Genomic DNA, 15,619 nt, shown 5'->3' on the forward strand with positions numbered 1-15,619 from the left:
CGCGGACAGTCTGTCGTGTCAGCGTTTCAGCTCGGCGACGAAATCGTAGTAATCGTCGCGGCAATAGGTTTCGGTCGCTTCGATCGCCCGCCGATCGGCGCCGTAACCGATCCGCGTGATGACGAGGAGCGCCGCGCCCGGCACGAGGCCGAGCCACTGTGCGACGTCGGCCGCCGCATTCACCGCGCGAAAGCGCTGCGACGCGCGCACCACGTCGAGACCGCGCGACCGCAGGTAGCCGTACAGCGACCCTTCGAGCGCCTGCGGCTCGGGCACGCAGGTCGCGGGCAGCGTCGAGCGCTCGTACGCCATCACGACGCCGTCCGCGCGCCGCAGCCGCTCGAGGCGCGCGACCGTCGCGCCGGGCGACAGGCTGAAGCGCGCGAGCTCGTCGCGGCTCGCGGCGCGCAGGCTGCGCACGAGCCACACCGAATCGGGCGCGAAGCCGCGCTGGCGCATCTTCGCGGTGAACCCGACGAGCCGCGACAGCGGATCCGCGACGCGCGGCGTGATGAAGCTGCCCGCGCCGCGCGCGCGCCGGATGAGGCCCTGCTCGACGAGGAGCGCGAGCGCGCGGCGCACGGTGATGCGCGACACGCCCGCCCCCGCCGACAAGCCGCGCTCGGACGGCAGCGCTTCGCCGGCGCGCCAGGCGCCGCCGTGAATCGCGCCCGCGAGATTGCGGGCGAGCTGCAGGTAGAGCGGGGTGTCGCTGCGGGCGTCGGGCGCCAGCGCCGACCAGCCGATGTCCATAGGTCTCCGGGTACGAAAACGGGAGGGCGTCGTCCGAAAAGCGAGGCCATTATATAACCAAAATAATACCAGTCAATTTGATCGAAACCGGAATGCAGGCTCGCCGGAAAGTGTTGTCAGCCAAGGGCCTCGACGTGTCGAAGCCCTTTATTTACAGGATATTTCTGGATAGGTATTTACCCGCATGCCAAAGACCGGCCGCTGGACACGGGGGTTGGAGCAAGCCGGATTTCGGCCGAATAGATACCGAAATAGCACCAGTGTTGCGCATTGGTATGCATCGATTCGCGGCCGGTCAATGGAATTCGCGGCTCTCGGTTCGCAATCCCGCGATCAGCGGCGTCAGATCCTCCAGATATTGCGCGACGAGATGCCGGACATCGCTCTCGCACTGCCAGACGCCCGACACCGCGAGCAGCCGCGAATCGAGCGTCTCGCGCCGCTGCCGCTCGAGCAGCTCCGGCCGGACGATCACGTTCACGCTGCCCGTCTCGTCCTCGAGCGTGACGAACAGCACGCCCTTCGCCGTGCCCGGCATCTGCCGCGCGGTCACGAGCCCGCACGCGCGCGCGAGCTGGCCGTTGCGGCGATCGCGCAGCGCCGCGGCGGACGACAGCCGCCGCGCATCGAGCGCGGGCCGCAGCAGCGCGACCGGATGCCGGTTCAGCGTGAGGCCGATCGTGTGATAGTCGGCGAACACGTCGTCGGCCTCGGCCGGCGCGCCGAGCGCCGGCCTCACCGCTTCGTCGATCGGCGCGGCGGCGAGCAGGCCGCGCTCCGGCACGGCGGCGACCGCCTGCCACAGCGCATCGCGGCGATTGCCGGCGAGCGTCGCGAACGCGTTCGCGGCGGCGAGCGCCTCGAGATCGCGGCGCTCGAGGCGCGCGCGGCGCGCGAGTTCGTCGACGCTCGCGAACGGCCCCGCCGCGCGCGCCGCCTCGATCCGCCGCGCGGCCTCCTCGCCCAGCCCGCGCACGAGCGACAGGCCGAGCCGCACCGACGGCCCGCCGTCGGGCGGCGCCGCGCCGGGCCGCGCTTCGAGCGACGCTTCCCAGTCGCTCTTCGTCGCGTCGATCGGCAGCACCGTCACGCCGTGGCGCTTCGCGTCCTGCACGAGCTGCGCGGGCGGATAGAAGCCCATCGGCTGGCTGTTCAGGAGCGCGGCGAGAAAGATCGCCGGCTCGTGGCACTTGAGCCAGCTACTTGCGTAGACGAGATGCGCGAAGCTCGCCGCGTGGCTCTCCGGAAAGCCGTATTCGCCAAAGCCCTTGATCTGCTCGAAGATCTGCTCGGCGAATTCGGGCGGATAGTCGCGCTCGCGCATGCCGTCGACGATCTTGCGCCGGTACTGCTCGATATTGCCCTTGCGCTTCCACGCGGCCATCGCCCGGCGCAGCTCGTCGGCCTCGCCGGGCGTGAAGCCCGCGGCGATGATCGCGATCTGCATCACCTGCTCCTGGAAGATCGGCACGCCGCGCGTGCGCTCGAGCGCCTCCTTCAGATCGGCCTTCGGATACGTGACGGGCTCGAGCCCTTGCCGCCGCTTCAGGTACGGATGCACCGCGCCGCCCTGGATCGGCCCCGGCCGCACGATCGCGACCTCGATCACGAGATCGTAATAGTTGCGCGGCCGCAGGCGCGGCAGCATCGACATCTGCGCGCGCGACTCGATCTGGAACACGCCGACCGTGTCCGCGCGGCAAATCATGTCGTACGTCTTCACGTCGCCCTGCTCGATGTGCGCCATTCCGAACGGCTTGCCATCCCGCGCGCCGCGCCACGCCGTGACCATGTCGAACGCGCGATGCAGCGCGGACAGCATGCCGAGCGCGAGCACGTCGACCTTCATCAGCCCGAGCGCCTCCAGATCGTCCTTGTCCCACTGGATCACGCGCCGCCCCTCCATCGCCGCGTTCTCGACCGGCACGAGCCGCGTGAGCTTGCCGCGGCTCACCACGAAGCCGCCCGAGTGCTGCGACAGGTGGCGCGGAAAGTTCAGCAGCCGCGCGGCGAGTTCGGCCCACGCGCCAATGAGCGGCGTGTCCGGATCGAGCCCGACCGACTCGAAGCGCGCGAGCAGATCGCGGCTGCCGTCGAACCAGCGATGCGCCTTCGCGACCCGCTCGACGAGCATCGGATCGACGCCGAGCGCCTTGCCGGTCTCGCGCAGCGCGCCGCGCGGGCGATAGGTCGATACGGCCGCCGCGAGCGCCGCGCGGTCGTGGCCGTATTTCTCGTAGAGATACTGGATGACCTCCTCGCGGCGCTGATGCTCGAAGTCGACGTCGATGTCGGGCGGCTCGCCGCGCTCGCGGCTGATGAAGCGCTCGAACAGCAGCGTGCTGCGCTCGGGGTCCACCTCGGTCACGTGCAGGCAATAGCAGACGACCGAGTTCGCCGCCGAGCCGCGCCCCTGGCACAGGATGTTCTTGCTGCGCGCGTATTGGACGATGTCGTAGACCGTCAGGAAATACGGCTCGTAGTTCAGCTCGGCGATCAGCGCGAGTTCGTACTCGATTCTTTTTCGCACCGTTTCCGGCATGCCGCTGGGATAGCGCTCGCGCGCGCCCGCCCAGGTTTCCTGCGCCAGATAGCTCGCCGGCGTATGCCCTGCGGGAACGATTTCATGCGGATATTCGTAGCGCAGCTCGTCGAGCGAGAAAGCGCATGCGTCGAGCATCCGGCACGTCTGCGCGACCGCGTCGGCCGGAAACAACTGCGCGATCCGCTGGCGCGTGCGCAAGTGCTGCTCCGCGTTCGGCGCGAGCGCATGGCCGCATTCGGCAATCGGCATCCCGAGCCTGATCGCCGTCATCGTGTCCTGCAGCGGCTTGCACGAGCGGATGTGCATCGTCACGTCGCCGAGCGCGACGAGGCGCATCCCGCGCCGCTCGCCCGCCGCCCGGACTTCCTCGCGATGCGCGCCGTCGAGCGCGCGCTGCAACTGGACGAGCCCGAGCCGCGCGCGCTCGCCGAACAGCGCGTCGAACCACGCGAGTTGCGCGTCGAGCACGTCGGCGCGCGCCGGATACGTCGGCACGAGAATCGCGAAGCAGTCGGGCACGCCGCGCAGATGCGCGAACGGCGGCGGCGGCGCGGCGAGCATGCGCGGCGTGAGCCGGTAGGTGCCTTTGGGCGCGTCCATCCGCCGCCACGAAATCAGCTCGGAGAGGTTGCCGTAGCCCTCCCGGTTCTGCGCGAGCAGCACGAGGCCGAACGTGCCGGGCCCCGGATCGCGGCCCGGCGCGACGTCGTCCGGCGTCACGTCGAAGTACGCGCCGACGACGAGCGGCAACCCCTGCGCCTTCGCCGCGACGTGCATGCGCGGCGCCCCGGCGAGCGAGCATTCGTCGGTGATCGCGATGCCGCGATAGCCCTGCTTCTTTGCGCGCTCGACGAGCTCTTCCGCCGACGATGCGCCGTGCAGGAACGAGAAGTTCGACCGGCAGAACAGCTCCGCGTAATCGGGCAGGCTCTTGAACGGCGAATCCATGCCGCTCACCCGAACAGGCCGTGCAGGAACCAGCATTGCCCCGCCGCGCCGCTGCCGCGCTCCTGGTAGACCCAGTAGCACGCGCCGTCGCCGTCCTGCGCGATGCGATAGTCGCGCGCGACGAGCTGGCCGTCGAACCAGCCGGCCTCGATCCGCTCGATCGACGACACGAACCTGAGCGGCGTGCGGTAGAACGGCCGGTTCTCGCGCATCACGAGCGGCAGCGGCTGCGCGAGCAGCCACGCGGGACGCGGCGGCGCGACGCCCGGCACGGCCGGCTTGCCCGCCGGCGCGCCGAGCGGCAGCCAGCGGTTCGCCGCCTCGGGCCGGTGATCGGCGATGGGCGCCGCGCGCAGCACGTTGTCCGCGCCGAGCCGCGCGGTCAGGAGCTCGACGAGCCGCGCGCGCGCCTCGCGGGTGCCGCCCGGCTCGGGGAACAGATCGTCGGCGGGCGGCGCGACCGATTCGACGCGCGTCGCCGTCAGACGCACCGCGATCACCGCGGCGGGCAGCGCGACGCGCGCGAGCCGCTCGCCGAGGACGCGCATGAAGTGCGCCTCGTCGCGCGCGGGCTCGGCGAACGCGAGTTCGAGCGGCGTCGGCGGCACCGCCTGGCGGCCGCGCTCGTGCTCGAGCGCGAACGCCATCGCCGACAGCGACAACTGCCGCGCGGCGAGCCAGCCGCACAGTTGCACGACGAGCCGCCGCGCGACGAATAGCACGGCTTGCGCATATTCGACACGCTCCGGCAATTCGAGGCGCATGTCGAACACGGGCGGCACCGGCATCCAGGCGAGCGGCTCCACGGCGTCGCCATATGCGCGATCGAGCGCGGCGACGAGCGCGGGACCGCAGCGGCGCGTGAGCCCCGCGCGCGGCAGGCGGCGCAGATCGGCGAGCGTGCGGCAGCCGATGCCGTCGAACCAGCCGGCGTACGGGCGCGCGGCGGACAGCAGCTCGCACGGCAGCGCATCGAGCGCGCGCGCGAGCGACGCCGCCCGCACGATCCGCCGCCGCGCGCCCGGCTTGCCCGGCGCGCGTGCGAGCAGCCACGCGCCGCGCCCCGTCGGCGCGGCGGCAAGACGCGCCGCATAGCCGAGCGTGGCGAGCGTTGCGCGCACCTGCCGGCACAGCGACGGCAGGCCGCCGAACAGCCGCAGGCTCGCGCCGACGTCGACGACGAGCGTCGCTTCGTCGTCGAGCGCGACGCACGGCGAGAAGCGCAGCAGCGCGAGCGCGACCGCGCGCAGCGCGTCGGCCTCGCGCGCCGGATCGCGCTCGACGAGCCGCGTGCCGGACGCAAGCGTCAGCACGCCGCCGCGCTTCATGCCGACGCGCACGCCGTGCGCGCGCGCGGCCGAATCGGCGATCAGCACGACGCCCTGCTCGAGCACCGCACAGCCGTTGCCGCCGTCAGGCGACGGCGGTGCGCACACGTCGAGCGGCAGGCGCGGCAGATGGATGCCGAGCAAGACGCGCATAGCGGCTCTCCACGATGGGCGACGGCAATTCGAGCGAAAGCGGCTCGCCGCAAGCCGACCCGCGGCGCTTGACGATCTCGACCGACACCCCGCCCGGCGACGGATGCAGCGCGAGGCGCAGCACCGCGGGCGACGGCTGCTGCGCGGCGGCGAGCGGCCGGAACATCACGAACAGCGTGTCGCCCGCGCGGGCGGCGGCGAGATGCAGGCGGCGCAGCGCCTCGGCGCGCGTGTTCTGCTGCCACAGCAGGAGCGCGCCGCAGCAGCCTGTCTTGAGCGCCTGCTCGGCCGCCCACAGCGCGTTGGCGCCGCTGTCCGCGCGCAGCCACAGCAGCGCGTCGAGCGGCACGCCGAGGCCGGCGAGCGCGCACGCGTGCGGCGGCTGCGGCGGCGCGACGAACGCGAGCGGCCGCCGCGCGCTGCCCGTCGCCGCGAGCGCGGGCGCGAGCACGCGCATCTCGCCGCAGCCCGCGTGCGGCACGAGCAGCTCGACGAGCCCGCCGACCGGCCAGCCGCCCCCCGGCAACTCGGCCGACAGCGCCGCATAGCCGGTATCGACCGTGCGCGGGCCGCCGCGCGCGAGCTGCGAGCCGCGCCAGAGCGTTATTCCCCCCAAGTCGGAATACATGGTTCTGTCGAGTAACGCATCAATAGAACGCGCCCGTTCATCGGAGCCGCGCATCTGCAGGGGCTGAATAACGGTGCGATTCATGGGGGAACTCTCATCAAATACTGTATAAATATACAGTTATTCTAACGCAAGATTCCGGGATTGCCAGAGGGCGTCGACGAACCCGCTGGTCGAGTGTGTGTCGATCCTTCGCAATATTCGATATTTCCATTATTATCGAATAATGGAAACGAACCAAACCATTGCCGCTCTCGCAGCACTCGCGCACGAGTCCCGGCTCGCCATCTTCCGTGCTCTTGTGCAGGCGGGCCCGGAGGGCATGCCGGCCGGGCAGATTGCCACGCTGCTAGATGTGCCGCCATCGTCGCTCTCCTTCCATTTGAAGGAGTTGGCGCATGCGCAGCTCGTCACTAGCCGCCAGGAAGGCCGCTTCGTCTTCTACTGCGCGAGCTTCGAAACGATGAATGGCCTGCTGGCCTACCTCACGGAGAACTGCTGCGGCGGCAACCCTTGCTCGCCGGCAGCCACCTGTTCGACGTCCAAGAAGCATCAATCATGAAATGCTTTCATGTTCACGTCGGCGTCGCCGATCTCGCCGAGAGCATTCGCTTCTACTCGGCGCTGTTCGCCGCCGAACCGACCGTCGTCAAGGACGACTACGCCAAGTGGATGCTCGACGACCCGCGCATCAATTTCGCGATCTCGCAGCGCGGCGCAGTGCCGGGCCTCGACCATCTCGGCATGCAGGTCGAGAACGAGACCGAGCTTGCGGAAATGCACGCGCGTTTGAGCGCGGCGTCCTTGCCCGTCGACGCGCAGATCGGCACGGCGTGCTGCTATGCGCGTGCCGACAAATACTGGACGGTCGATCCGCAAGGCGTTGCCTGGGAGACATACCAGACGCTCGGCGAGGTTCCAACCTTCGGTGAATCCCGTAGCGCGCCGGCGGCTGAATCGAACGCCGACGCTTCTGCTTGCTGTTCCCCCGCGCGCGGCAAGCCGATCGGCGTGCCGGTGAAATCTTCCTGCTGCTGAGGTCCGACCATGAGCGGCAAGCGCTACAACGTGCTGTTCATCTGTACCGGCAATTCCGCCCGATCGATCCTGTCCGAAGGCTTGATGAGCCAGCTTGGCGACGGGCGCTTCGTTGCCTACTCGGGCCGGCAGTCATCCGAAAGGCGAGGTGAACCCGTTCGCACTGCGCGAGCTGGCACGTTGGCAATTGCCGACCGAAGGGTATCGAAGCACGAGCCGGGATGAATTTGCGGCGCCTGGCGCGCCCATGCTCGATTTTGTCTTCACCGTGTGCGGGAAGGCCGCCGGCGAGGTCTGCCCGATCTGGCCCGGTCAACCGATCACCGCGCACTGGGGCGTGCCTGACCCGGCCGATGTCGAGGGCTCCGACGAGCAGAAGCAGCAGGCCATGCACGACGCCGCGCTGACGTTGAAGCGTCGGATCGACCTGCTGCTGTCATTGCCGCTCACCAAACTCGATAACGTCGCGCTGCAGAAATCGGTGCGCGAAATCGGCCAACAGCAAATCTGGATTCTCGGACATGACCACGAACGTACTGATCCTCTGCACCCACAACTCGGCGCGCAGCGTGCTGTCGGAAGGGATGCTCAATCACTGGGCAGCGAAGCTCGGCAAGGATGTGCGAGCGTACAGCGCCGGCAGCGCGCCGAGCGGTCGCCTCAATCCGTTCGCGCTGGAGGCGCTGACGAACGCCGGTATCGACGTGAGCGACTACCGTAGCAAGAGCTGGGACGAGTTCGTCGGGGACAGTGCGCCCGAAATGCGCGTCGTCATCACGGTGTGCGATAGCGCGGCCGCCGAGACGTGCCCGTACTGGCCCGGTAGCCCCGTCAAAGTGCACTGGGGCTACGCCGATCCGTCGAATGCAGCGGGTGGCGACGAAGGCAAGCGCCTCGCGTTCGAACTCACACGCCAGGCAATCGGCTATCGCATGCTGCAGTTGCTGGCGCTGCCGCTCGATCGCATGAGCAATACCGAACTCCAGACAGCGTTGACCGAGATCTCGCAGAACTGAACATTCGCATGGCGGCCTGCCGAAACACGCGGCTGCCGACGACTTCAAGACCGCCCCCTGTCCAATGAACGCGTCCAATGTCGCCCCGCCGGGCCAGGCCGTCGCAAAGCCTTCCATCAATTTCTTCGAACGCTATCTGACCGTCTGGGTTGCGCTGTGCATCGTCGCCGGCATCGCGCTCGGCCAGGTGCTGTCCGGCCTGTTCCAGCAGATCGGCCGGATGGAATATGCGCAGGTCAATCTCCCGGTCGGGCTGCTGATCTGGGTGATGATCATCCCGATGCTGGTCAAGGTCGACTTTGGCGCTCTGCATGAAGTGCGCCAGCACGTGAAAGGCATCGGCGTCACGCTCGCCGTGAACTGGCTCGTCAAACCGTTCTCGATGGCATTCCTCGGCTGGCTGTTCATCCGCCACCTGTTCGCGCCGATGCTGCCCGCTGATCAGCTCGACAGCTACATCGCCGGCTTGATCTTGCTGGCCGCCGCACCGTGCACGGCGATGGTATTCGTGTGGAGTCGACTGACGGGCGGCGATCCGCTGTTCACGTTGTCGCAGGTCGCGCTGAACGACAGCATCATGGTGATCGCCTTCGCGCCGCTGGTCGGCCTGCTGCTGGGAATGTCCGCAATCACGGTGCCGTGGGCGACGCTGCTCACGTCCGTCGTGCTTTACATCGCTATCCCGGTGATCATTGCGCAGATCCTGCGCAAGCGGCTGCTCGCGAACGGTCAGGCTGCATTCGATGCCGCGATGGCGAAGATCGGCCCGTGGTCGATCGCCGCGCTGCTGGCCACACTCGTGTTGCTGTTTGCGTTCCAGGGCGAAGCGATCCTGAAGCAGCCGCTGGTGATCGCGCTGCTCGCGGTGCCGATCCTGATTCAGGTGTTTTTCAACTCGGCGCTCGCTTACTGGCTCAATCGCGCCGTGGGCGAGAAGCACAACATCGCGTGCCCGTCCGCACTAATCGGCGCATCCAACTTCTTCGAGCTGGCCGTCGCGGCCGCAATCAGCCTGTTCGGTTTCCATTCCGGTGCGGCGCTGGCCACCGTCGTCGGTGTGCTGATCGAAGTGCCGGTCATGCTGTTGGTGGTGCGCATCGTCAATCAGTCGAAGGGCTGGTACGAGTGCCGGACCTGACATGTCCACCAGGCAAAGCCGCGCTATGCAGCAGCAAGGCGTCGCAACGTTTCTATGCTATCGGGCCACAAACCATGCATCGCCAGAGTAAAGGTCCAGAGCGACGGATGCAGCGATTCGAGGGAGAGGGAGGAAGCGGACGTCGCATAGCCGATTACTGCATGTTTGCACAACATATGGCAATGCGTTCGCGGCGCACATCACGAACCACGCCCGTTCGGCCAGCGGCCGAAGCAGCGTCCGTCCCGGCACGGCATCCCGAAACGACCGCCCCGAAACCGCAGCCGCCGCCGAAACCGCCCGTCAGCCGAGCAGCAACGCGTCGTCGTCGAGCTTCTCGTGCCGCGTCTTCTCGAACAATTGCAGCAGATCGGGCACGTCGAGCCCGCGACGCTCGTCGCCGGACACGTCGAGCACCACCTGCCCCTGATGCAGCATCACCGTGCGATCGCCGTAATCGAGCGCCTGCCGCATGCTGTGCGTGACCATCATCGTCGTCAGCCGGCTTTCCTCGACGATCCGCGCGGTCAGCTCCAGCACGAACGCGGCCGTCTTCGGATCGAGCGCGGCCGTGTGCTCGTCGAGCAGCAGGATGCGCGACGGCCGCAGCGACGCCATCAGCAGGCTCACCGCCTGCCGCTGTCCGCCCGACAGCAGGCCGATGCGATCGGTGAGCCGGTTCTCGAGCCCGAGATTCAGCAGCCGCAGCCTGTCGCGAAACAGCTCGCGCGACGCGCGGTTCAGCGCCGGCAGAAAGCCGCGCCGCGCGCCGCGCGCCATCGCGAGCGACATGTTCTCCTCGATCGTCAGCGCTTCACAGGTGCCCGCCATCGGGTCCTGGAACACGCGCGCGACGAGCGGCGCGCGATCCCACGCCGGCTTGCGCGTGACGTCGATGCCGTCGATCGCGATCCGTCCCGAATCGACCGGCTGATCGCCGCTCACCGAATTCAGGAACGTCGATTTCCCGGCGCCGTTCGAGCCGATCACCGTGACGAACTGGCCGTCCGGAATGTCGAGCGACAGCCCGCGCAGCGCGCGCGTCTCGATCGGCGTGCCGGGGTTGAACGTGAGCTTCAGGTCTTGTGCGCAGAGCATTTACGCCCCCCTCGTCTTGCGGCCGAACAGTTTCTTGCGCGTCGCGGGCAGCACGAGCGCGACCGTCACGAGCACGGCCGTCACGAGGTTCAGGTCCTGCGCCTTCAGGCCGACGAACTCGCTGTTGAGCGCGAGCGCGATGAAGAAACGGTAGAGGATCGCGCCGAGCACGACGGCGAGCGTCGTGAGAAAGAGCCGCCGCGCGGGCAGCAGCGTCTCGCCGATGATCACGGCGGCGAGCCCGATCACGATCGTGCCGATCCCCATCGAGATGTCCGAGCCGCCCTGCGTCTGCGCAAAAAGCGCGCCCGCGAGCGCGACGAGCGCGTTCGACAGCGCCATGCCGGCGAGCGTCGCGCGGCCCGTCGCGATGCCCTGCGCGCGCGCCATTCGCGGATTCGCGCCCGTCGCGCGCATCGCGAGCCCGAGCTGCGACGAGAAGAACCAGTCGAGGCCGAGCTTCGCGATCACGACGACGACGGCAAGGAGCGCCGGCCGCAGCACGTAGTCGGGCATCCAGTCGAGCTGCAGCACCGTGAAGAGCGTCGGCTCGGTGATGAGCGGCACGTTCGGCCGGCCCATGATCCGCAGGTTCACCGAATAGAGCGCGATCATCATCAGGATGCTCGCGAGCAGATCCATGATCTTCAGCCGCACGTTCAGCCAGCCGGTGACGAAGCCCGCGCACGCGCCCGCGGCGATCGCGGCGAGCGTCGACGTGAACGGATCGTGGCCCGCGGCGATCAGCGTCGCGGCGACGGCGCCGCCGAGCGGAAAGCTGCCGTCGACGGTCAGGTCCGGAAAATTGAGGATGCGAAACGAGATCAGCACCCCGAGCGCGACGAGGCTGAAGATGAGGCCGATCTCCAGCGCGCCGAGAAGAGAAAAAAGAGACATGGTTGGGGAAATCCTGTTGCAGCGTGCTGCGCGTGACGGAGCGGCGAGCGCGGCGGCCAGGCCGGACCCGACTTGGCCCGGATGCGTCGGCCGCGCGCGGCGCCTGTCGCGCAATGCGTCGCGGACCGCCGAAGCAAAACACGGCCAAGCGTAGCGACGCCCGACATGCCGACGCCCGGCGCATCGAAGCCCGTCGAGACCGGCCCGCCGGCCGCACGTGCGTTACTTGATGACCGTCTTCGCTTCTTTGACGAGATCGGGCGAAAGCGTCACGCCCTGCTTCGCGGCCGCGTCGGTGTTCACGAACAGTTCGAGATTGCTGCTCGTCTCCGATGCGATCGCGCCCGGCTTCTCGCCCTTCAGGATGCGCGCGACGACCTTGCCCGTCTGCCGGCCGAGATCGCCGTAGTTGATGCCGAGCGCCGCGACGCCGCCGCGCTTCACGCTGTCGGTGTCGCCCGCGACGAGCGGGATCTTCGCCTCGTTCGCGACCTTCACGAGCGATTCGTATGCGGACACGACGTTGTTGTCGGTATTCGTGTAGATCACGTCGACCTTGCCGATCAGGCTCTTCGCGGCGGGCGCGATGTCGACGGTGCGCGGCGCGGCCGCTTCCTTGAGCGTCATCCCCTGCTTCGCGAGGATCTCCTTCATTTCCTTCACGACGACGACCGAGTTCGCCTCGCCCGGGTTGTAGACCATCCCGACCGTCTTCGCCTTCGGCGCCACGCGCTTGATGAGCGCGACCTGCCGGTCGAGCGGCAGTTTGTCGGACACGCCCGTCACGTTGGTGCCGGTCGGCCCCCAGCCCTTGACGAGCTGCGCGGCAACGGGATCGGTCACGCCCGAATAGACGACAGGCACGCTCTTCGTCGACGCGACGACGGCCTGCGCGGCGGGCGTCGCGATCGCGACGATCACGTCCGGACGGTCGCCGATGAACTTGCGCGCGATCTGCGCGGCGGTGCCCGTATTGCCCTGCGCGCTCTGGTATTCCCACTTGAGCCTGTCGTCGCCGTAGCCTTCGGCCTTCAGCTCGGCGCGCACGCCGTCGCGGATCGCGTCGAGCGCCGGATGATCGACGATCGACAGCACCTTGACGGTCTGCGCGTGCGCGGCGCCGGCGCCCAGCATCGCGAATGCCGCGACGCCCGCCGCAATCGAATGAGCGGCCACGATCTTGAATCGCTTCATCTGTCTGTCTCCCCCGGTTCTGAATGGTGGACGGGCCGCGCTCCCCGGAACGTGCGCGGCCCGCGCGGCCGCGCCGGAACGGGCGCGGCGGCAAGCGTCTGAGGATACCATTTCCCCAGACCGTTCAATATTTCGGGACAGTACCGAGAGCGCCGCGCCGGCGGCCGCCCGATGCCCGATGCGCGGCCGAAAACAAATAAGCCCGCGCGATGCGCGGGCCTTCGGCGATTCGGGACGATCGGACGACGCTCAGAACGACGCGACCATCGAGCCCTTGAACTGCTTCGTGATGAACTCCTTCACTTCCGGCGACTGGTACGCCTTCACGAGCTTCTTCACCCACGGCTGATCCTTGTCCTTCGCGCGGACCGCGATCAGGTTCGCGTAAGGGCTCGTCAGCGATTCGAGCGCGATCGCGTCCTTGGTCGGCTGCAGGTTCGCCGCGAGCGCGTAGTTCGTGTTGATCACGGCCGCGTCGACGTCGGACAGCACGCGCGGCAGTTGCGCGGCGTCGAGCTCGGTCAGCTTCAGCTTCTTCGGATTCTCGGCGACGTCGAGCACGGTCGCGTTGCTGCCGCCCGTGCCGGCGCCCGCCTTCAGCTTGATCACGCCCTGCGTCTGCAGCAGCAGCAGCGCGCGGTTCTCGTTCGACGGATCGTTCGGCAGCGCGACCTTCGCGCCCGCGGGCAGATCCTTCAGCGTCTTGAACTTCTTCGAATAGACGCCGATCGGCGAGATGTACGTGAGGCCCGCGCTCACGATCTTGTAGCCGCGCTGCTTCACCTGGCTGTCGAGGTACGGCTGGTGCTGGAAGCTGTTCGCGTCGAGGTCGCCCGCATCGAGCGCCGCGTTCGGCTGCACGTAGTCGTTGAACTCGATGACCTTCACATCGAGGCCCTGCTTTTCCTTCGCGACCTTCTGGACGACTTGCCAGACCTGCGCGTCGGGGCCCGCGACCGTGCCCACCTTGATCACCTTGTCCTGCGCTTGCGCGCCGACGGAAACGGAAAGGGCGGCGGCGCCGGCCGCGACCGCGGAGACAACTTTCAGGAGAGTGCGACGCTTCATCTATTTCTCGCTTGCTTGCAGAACCATCCAGGCTCGGTAGAGGGGGCGCGACGGCCTGACCGGCCGGGCCGCGCGGACGAAAGCGCAAATGGTGTCACAAGATCGCCAGGCTGTGAAATACATCCCGCTCATATAGGTATGGGAATGCGTCATGCGAGCGCCGGCTCGACGCGCCCGGACGACGCGGCCGCATTCGGGCCGCTGCCCGCCGCCGCGCTCGGCGCACGCGCGGCCGCCGCGCCGTCGCCGACCTGGAACGCGCTCACCGATTCGCGCAGCCGCGCCGCCTGCTCCTGAAGCGACGACGCCGCGGCCGCCGCCTCCTCGACGAGCGCCGCATTCTGCTGCGTCATTTCGTCCATCTGCGTGACCGCGCGGCCGACTTGCGAAATCCCGCTCGACTGCTCCTCGGACGCGGCCGCGATCTCGCCCATGATGTCGGTCACGCGCCGCACCGCCTGCAGGATCTCCGTCATCGTCTCGCCCGCCTGGCCGACGAGCGCCGAGCCGTTGCTCACGCGCTCCACCGACGCGTCGATCAGTTGCTTGATCTCCTTCGCGGCCGTCGCGCTCCTCTGCGCGAGCGAGCGCACCTCGCCCGCGACGACCGCGAAGCCGCGGCCCTGCTCGCCCGCGCGCGCCGCCTCGACGGCCGCATTCAGCGCGAGGATGTTGGTCTGGAACGCGATGCCGTCGATCACGCCGATGATGTCGGCGATCTTCTGCGAGCTGTCGTTGATCTCGCCCATCGTGCCGATCACGCGGCTCACGACGTCGTTGCCCTTCAGCGCGATCTCGGACGCGCTGTTCGCGAGCCCGCTCGCCTGCCGCGCGTTCTCGGCGTTCTGCTTGACGGTCGCGGTCAGCTCTTCCATGCTCGCCGCGGTCTCTTCGAGCGACGCGGCCTGCTGCTCGGTGCGCTGCGACAGATCGTGATTGCCCGACGCGATCTCGTGGCTCGCGGCCGCGATCGATTCGGCCGCCTGGCGGATGCCGCCGATCGTCGACCGCAGGCGGCCCTGCATGTCGCGCATCGCGGCCATCATGCTCGTCCTGTCGCCCGCGCGCACCGTGACGGGCCGCGTCAGGTCGCCCGCCGCGATCCGCGCGGCGAGCGAGGCCGCCGCATCCGGCTCGCCGCCGAGGCTCGCGCGCACGTTGCGGATGATGACGAGCATCGCCGCCGTGATCACGAGGCCGATCACGAACACCATCGCGAGATGGCCGACGAGCGTCTCGTAGTAGACGGTATCGATGTCCTTCAGGAACACGCCGCTCGAGATGTTCCAGTCCCACGGCGCGAAGCGCGTCACGTAGCTGATCTTCGGCACCGCGGTCTCGCTGTGCGGCAGTCGCCCGCGATACTCGGCGAAGCCGCGCCCGCTCTCCTTCGCCGCGTTCACGATCGTGACGAAAAGCCGCTTGCCGTCCGGGTCCAGGTAATCGCCGACCTGCGTGCCGACGAGCTTCGGCAGCGTCGGATGCATCAGCACGACGGGCGTCGAGTCCGTCACGAACAAGTAGCCGGAATCCCCATAGCGCATCGCCGACAGGCGCGCGAGCGCTTCGCGCCGTGCGTCCTCGTCGCTCATCCTGCCGCTCTGCGCGAGCGCGTAGTACGCCTTCACCACGCCCGCCGCCGAATCGACGAGATTCGCCATCCCTTCCTTGCGCTCGGCGAGCATCGTCGTGCGCGTCTCGAACGCGCTCCACGCGCCTACCCCCAGCAATCCGACCCATACGAGCGCAAGCGCCAGCCACAGCTTGCGGTTCAAGCTCATTCTGTTCATCGTGTGTGCGTTCCCGTGTCGTGTT

At 68.4% G+C, this 15,619-nt stretch carries 14 protein-coding genes and 1 pseudogene; 5 read left to right on the plus strand and 10 right to left on the minus strand.

Translation table 11 applies throughout. From position 1 onward, the window contains the following. Nucleotides 1-18 precede the first annotated feature (18 nt). The 4 genes from AQ610_RS16320 to imuA all read right to left on the minus strand — a co-directional run bounded on the left by AQ610_RS16320 (nucleotide 19) and on the right by imuA (nucleotide 6,355). Nucleotides 19-753 (minus strand): GntR family transcriptional regulator, encoded by a 735-nt coding sequence (locus tag AQ610_RS16320; RefSeq protein WP_006024453.1) that lies wholly within the window; start codon nucleotides 751-753, stop codon nucleotides 19-21. Between the two features lie 295 nt (nucleotides 754-1,048). Continuing rightward, nucleotides 1,049-4,246 carry an error-prone DNA polymerase gene (locus tag AQ610_RS16325; protein ID WP_006024452.1) on the minus strand — a complete coding sequence of 1,066 codons (3,198 nt, stop codon included), beginning with the start codon at nucleotides 4,244-4,246 and terminating at the stop codon, nucleotides 1,049-1,051. A 5-nt stretch (nucleotides 4,247-4,251) separates the two neighbouring features. Further along, nucleotides 4,252-5,727 (minus strand): Y-family DNA polymerase, encoded by a 1,476-nt coding sequence (locus AQ610_RS16330; protein WP_045554873.1) that lies wholly within the window; start codon nucleotides 5,725-5,727, stop codon nucleotides 4,252-4,254. After that, nucleotides 5,660-6,355 carry a translesion DNA synthesis-associated protein ImuA gene (gene imuA, locus AQ610_RS16335; protein WP_006024450.1) on the minus strand — a complete coding sequence of 232 codons (696 nt, stop codon included), beginning with the start codon at nucleotides 6,353-6,355 and terminating at the stop codon, nucleotides 5,660-5,662. Before imuA ends, AQ610_RS16330 begins: the two co-directional genes overlap by 68 nt. A gap of 226 nt (nucleotides 6,356-6,581) precedes the next feature. On the opposite strand from imuA, the gene AQ610_RS16340 reads away from it, so the two are divergent. The 5 genes and pseudogenes from AQ610_RS16340 (at nucleotide 6,582) to arsB (ending at nucleotide 9,547) form a co-directional block, all read left to right on the plus strand. Beyond that, nucleotides 6,582-6,917: an ArsR/SmtB family transcription factor gene (locus AQ610_RS16340; protein WP_009911176.1), complete on the plus strand. Its 336-nt coding sequence runs from the start codon at nucleotides 6,582-6,584 to the stop codon at nucleotides 6,915-6,917. Further along, nucleotides 6,914-7,393 (plus strand): ArsI/CadI family heavy metal resistance metalloenzyme, encoded by a 480-nt coding sequence (locus tag AQ610_RS16345; protein WP_009911175.1) that lies wholly within the window; start codon nucleotides 6,914-6,916, stop codon nucleotides 7,391-7,393. Before AQ610_RS16340 ends, AQ610_RS16345 begins: the two co-directional genes overlap by 4 nt. A gap of 9 nt (nucleotides 7,394-7,402) precedes the next feature. Continuing rightward, nucleotides 7,403-7,895: pseudogene (locus AQ610_RS33875) on the plus strand (arsenate reductase ArsC); the annotation flags it as partial. Nucleotides 7,896-7,914: 19 nt separating this feature from the next. Then, nucleotides 7,915-8,409, plus strand: coding sequence for an arsenate reductase ArsC (locus AQ610_RS16350; RefSeq protein ID WP_006024447.1), 495 nt, complete (start codon nucleotides 7,915-7,917; stop codon nucleotides 8,407-8,409). A 64-nt stretch (nucleotides 8,410-8,473) separates the two neighbouring features. Then, nucleotides 8,474-9,547 carry an ACR3 family arsenite efflux transporter gene (arsB, locus tag AQ610_RS16355; RefSeq protein WP_006024446.1) on the plus strand — a complete coding sequence of 358 codons (1,074 nt, stop codon included), beginning with the start codon at nucleotides 8,474-8,476 and terminating at the stop codon, nucleotides 9,545-9,547. Nucleotides 9,548-9,850: 303 nt separating this feature from the next. On the opposite strand, the gene AQ610_RS16360 is transcribed toward arsB, so the two are convergent. From AQ610_RS16360 to AQ610_RS16380, 6 genes are all read right to left on the minus strand, one after another. Next, nucleotides 9,851-10,645: an ABC transporter ATP-binding protein gene (locus tag AQ610_RS16360; protein WP_006024445.1), complete on the minus strand. Its 795-nt coding sequence runs from the start codon at nucleotides 10,643-10,645 to the stop codon at nucleotides 9,851-9,853. Further along, nucleotides 10,646-11,542, minus strand: a complete 897-nt coding sequence (locus tag AQ610_RS16365; RefSeq protein ID WP_009911173.1) for an ABC transporter permease — start codon at nucleotides 11,540-11,542, stop codon at nucleotides 10,646-10,648. Between the two features lie 222 nt (nucleotides 11,543-11,764). Continuing rightward, complete coding sequence (locus AQ610_RS16370) at nucleotides 11,765-12,736, minus strand: ABC transporter substrate-binding protein (protein WP_009911172.1); 972 nt, start codon at nucleotides 12,734-12,736, stop codon at nucleotides 11,765-11,767. Nucleotides 12,737-12,985: 249 nt separating this feature from the next. After that, a complete protein-coding gene (locus tag AQ610_RS16375) occupies nucleotides 12,986-13,804 on the minus strand; it encodes a MetQ/NlpA family ABC transporter substrate-binding protein (protein WP_006024442.1) in 819 nt (272 codons plus the stop codon). Then, on the minus strand, nucleotides 13,805-13,957 hold the full coding sequence (locus tag AQ610_RS33880) for a hypothetical protein (protein ID WP_006024441.1): 153 nt from the start codon (nucleotides 13,955-13,957) through the stop codon (nucleotides 13,805-13,807). Continuing rightward, nucleotides 13,954-15,594 carry a methyl-accepting chemotaxis protein gene (locus tag AQ610_RS16380; protein WP_006024440.1) on the minus strand — a complete coding sequence of 547 codons (1,641 nt, stop codon included), beginning with the start codon at nucleotides 15,592-15,594 and terminating at the stop codon, nucleotides 13,954-13,956. The genes AQ610_RS33880 and AQ610_RS16380 overlap by 4 nt, the downstream gene beginning before the upstream one ends. Nucleotides 15,595-15,619: the final 25 nt, after the last annotated feature.

It is taken from the genome of Burkholderia humptydooensis (assembly GCF_001513745.1).
In the GTDB taxonomy this organism is placed as follows: Bacteria; Pseudomonadota; Gammaproteobacteria; order Burkholderiales; family Burkholderiaceae; genus Burkholderia; species Burkholderia humptydooensis.

Bases quoted from the DNA above. Each gene is read 5' to 3' on its own strand.
- AQ610_RS16330 (WP_045554873.1), bottom strand. From the start codon at position 5,727: ATGCGCGTCTTGCTCGGCATCCATCTGCCGCGCCTGCCGCTCGACGTG.
- AQ610_RS33880 (WP_006024441.1), bottom strand. From the start codon at position 13,957: ATGACGCATTCCCATACCTATATGAGCGGGATGTATTTCACAGCCTGG.
- AQ610_RS16345 (WP_009911175.1), top strand. From the start codon at position 6,914: ATGAAATGCTTTCATGTTCACGTCGGCGTCGCCGATCTCGCCGAGAGC.
- AQ610_RS16375 (WP_006024442.1), bottom strand. From the start codon at position 13,804: ATGAAGCGTCGCACTCTCCTGAAAGTTGTCTCCGCGGTCGCGGCCGGC.
- AQ610_RS16380 (WP_006024440.1), bottom strand. From the start codon at position 15,594: ATGAACAGAATGAGCTTGAACCGCAAGCTGTGGCTGGCGCTTGCGCTC.
- AQ610_RS16350 (WP_006024447.1), top strand. From the start codon at position 7,915: ATGACCACGAACGTACTGATCCTCTGCACCCACAACTCGGCGCGCAGC.
- AQ610_RS16325 (WP_006024452.1), bottom strand. From the start codon at position 4,246: ATGGATTCGCCGTTCAAGAGCCTGCCCGATTACGCGGAGCTGTTCTGC.
- AQ610_RS16360 (WP_006024445.1), bottom strand. From the start codon at position 10,645: ATGCTCTGCGCACAAGACCTGAAGCTCACGTTCAACCCCGGCACGCCG.
- AQ610_RS16320 (WP_006024453.1), bottom strand. From the start codon at position 753: ATGGACATCGGCTGGTCGGCGCTGGCGCCCGACGCCCGCAGCGACACC.
- AQ610_RS16370 (WP_009911172.1), bottom strand. From the start codon at position 12,736: ATGAAGCGATTCAAGATCGTGGCCGCTCATTCGATTGCGGCGGGCGTC.
- AQ610_RS16365 (WP_009911173.1), bottom strand. From the start codon at position 11,542: ATGTCTCTTTTTTCTCTTCTCGGCGCGCTGGAGATCGGCCTCATCTTC.
- arsB (WP_006024446.1), top strand. From the start codon at position 8,474: ATGAACGCGTCCAATGTCGCCCCGCCGGGCCAGGCCGTCGCAAAGCCT.
- imuA (WP_006024450.1), bottom strand. From the start codon at position 6,355: ATGTATTCCGACTTGGGGGGAATAACGCTCTGGCGCGGCTCGCAGCTC.
- AQ610_RS16340 (WP_009911176.1), top strand. From the start codon at position 6,582: ATGGAAACGAACCAAACCATTGCCGCTCTCGCAGCACTCGCGCACGAG.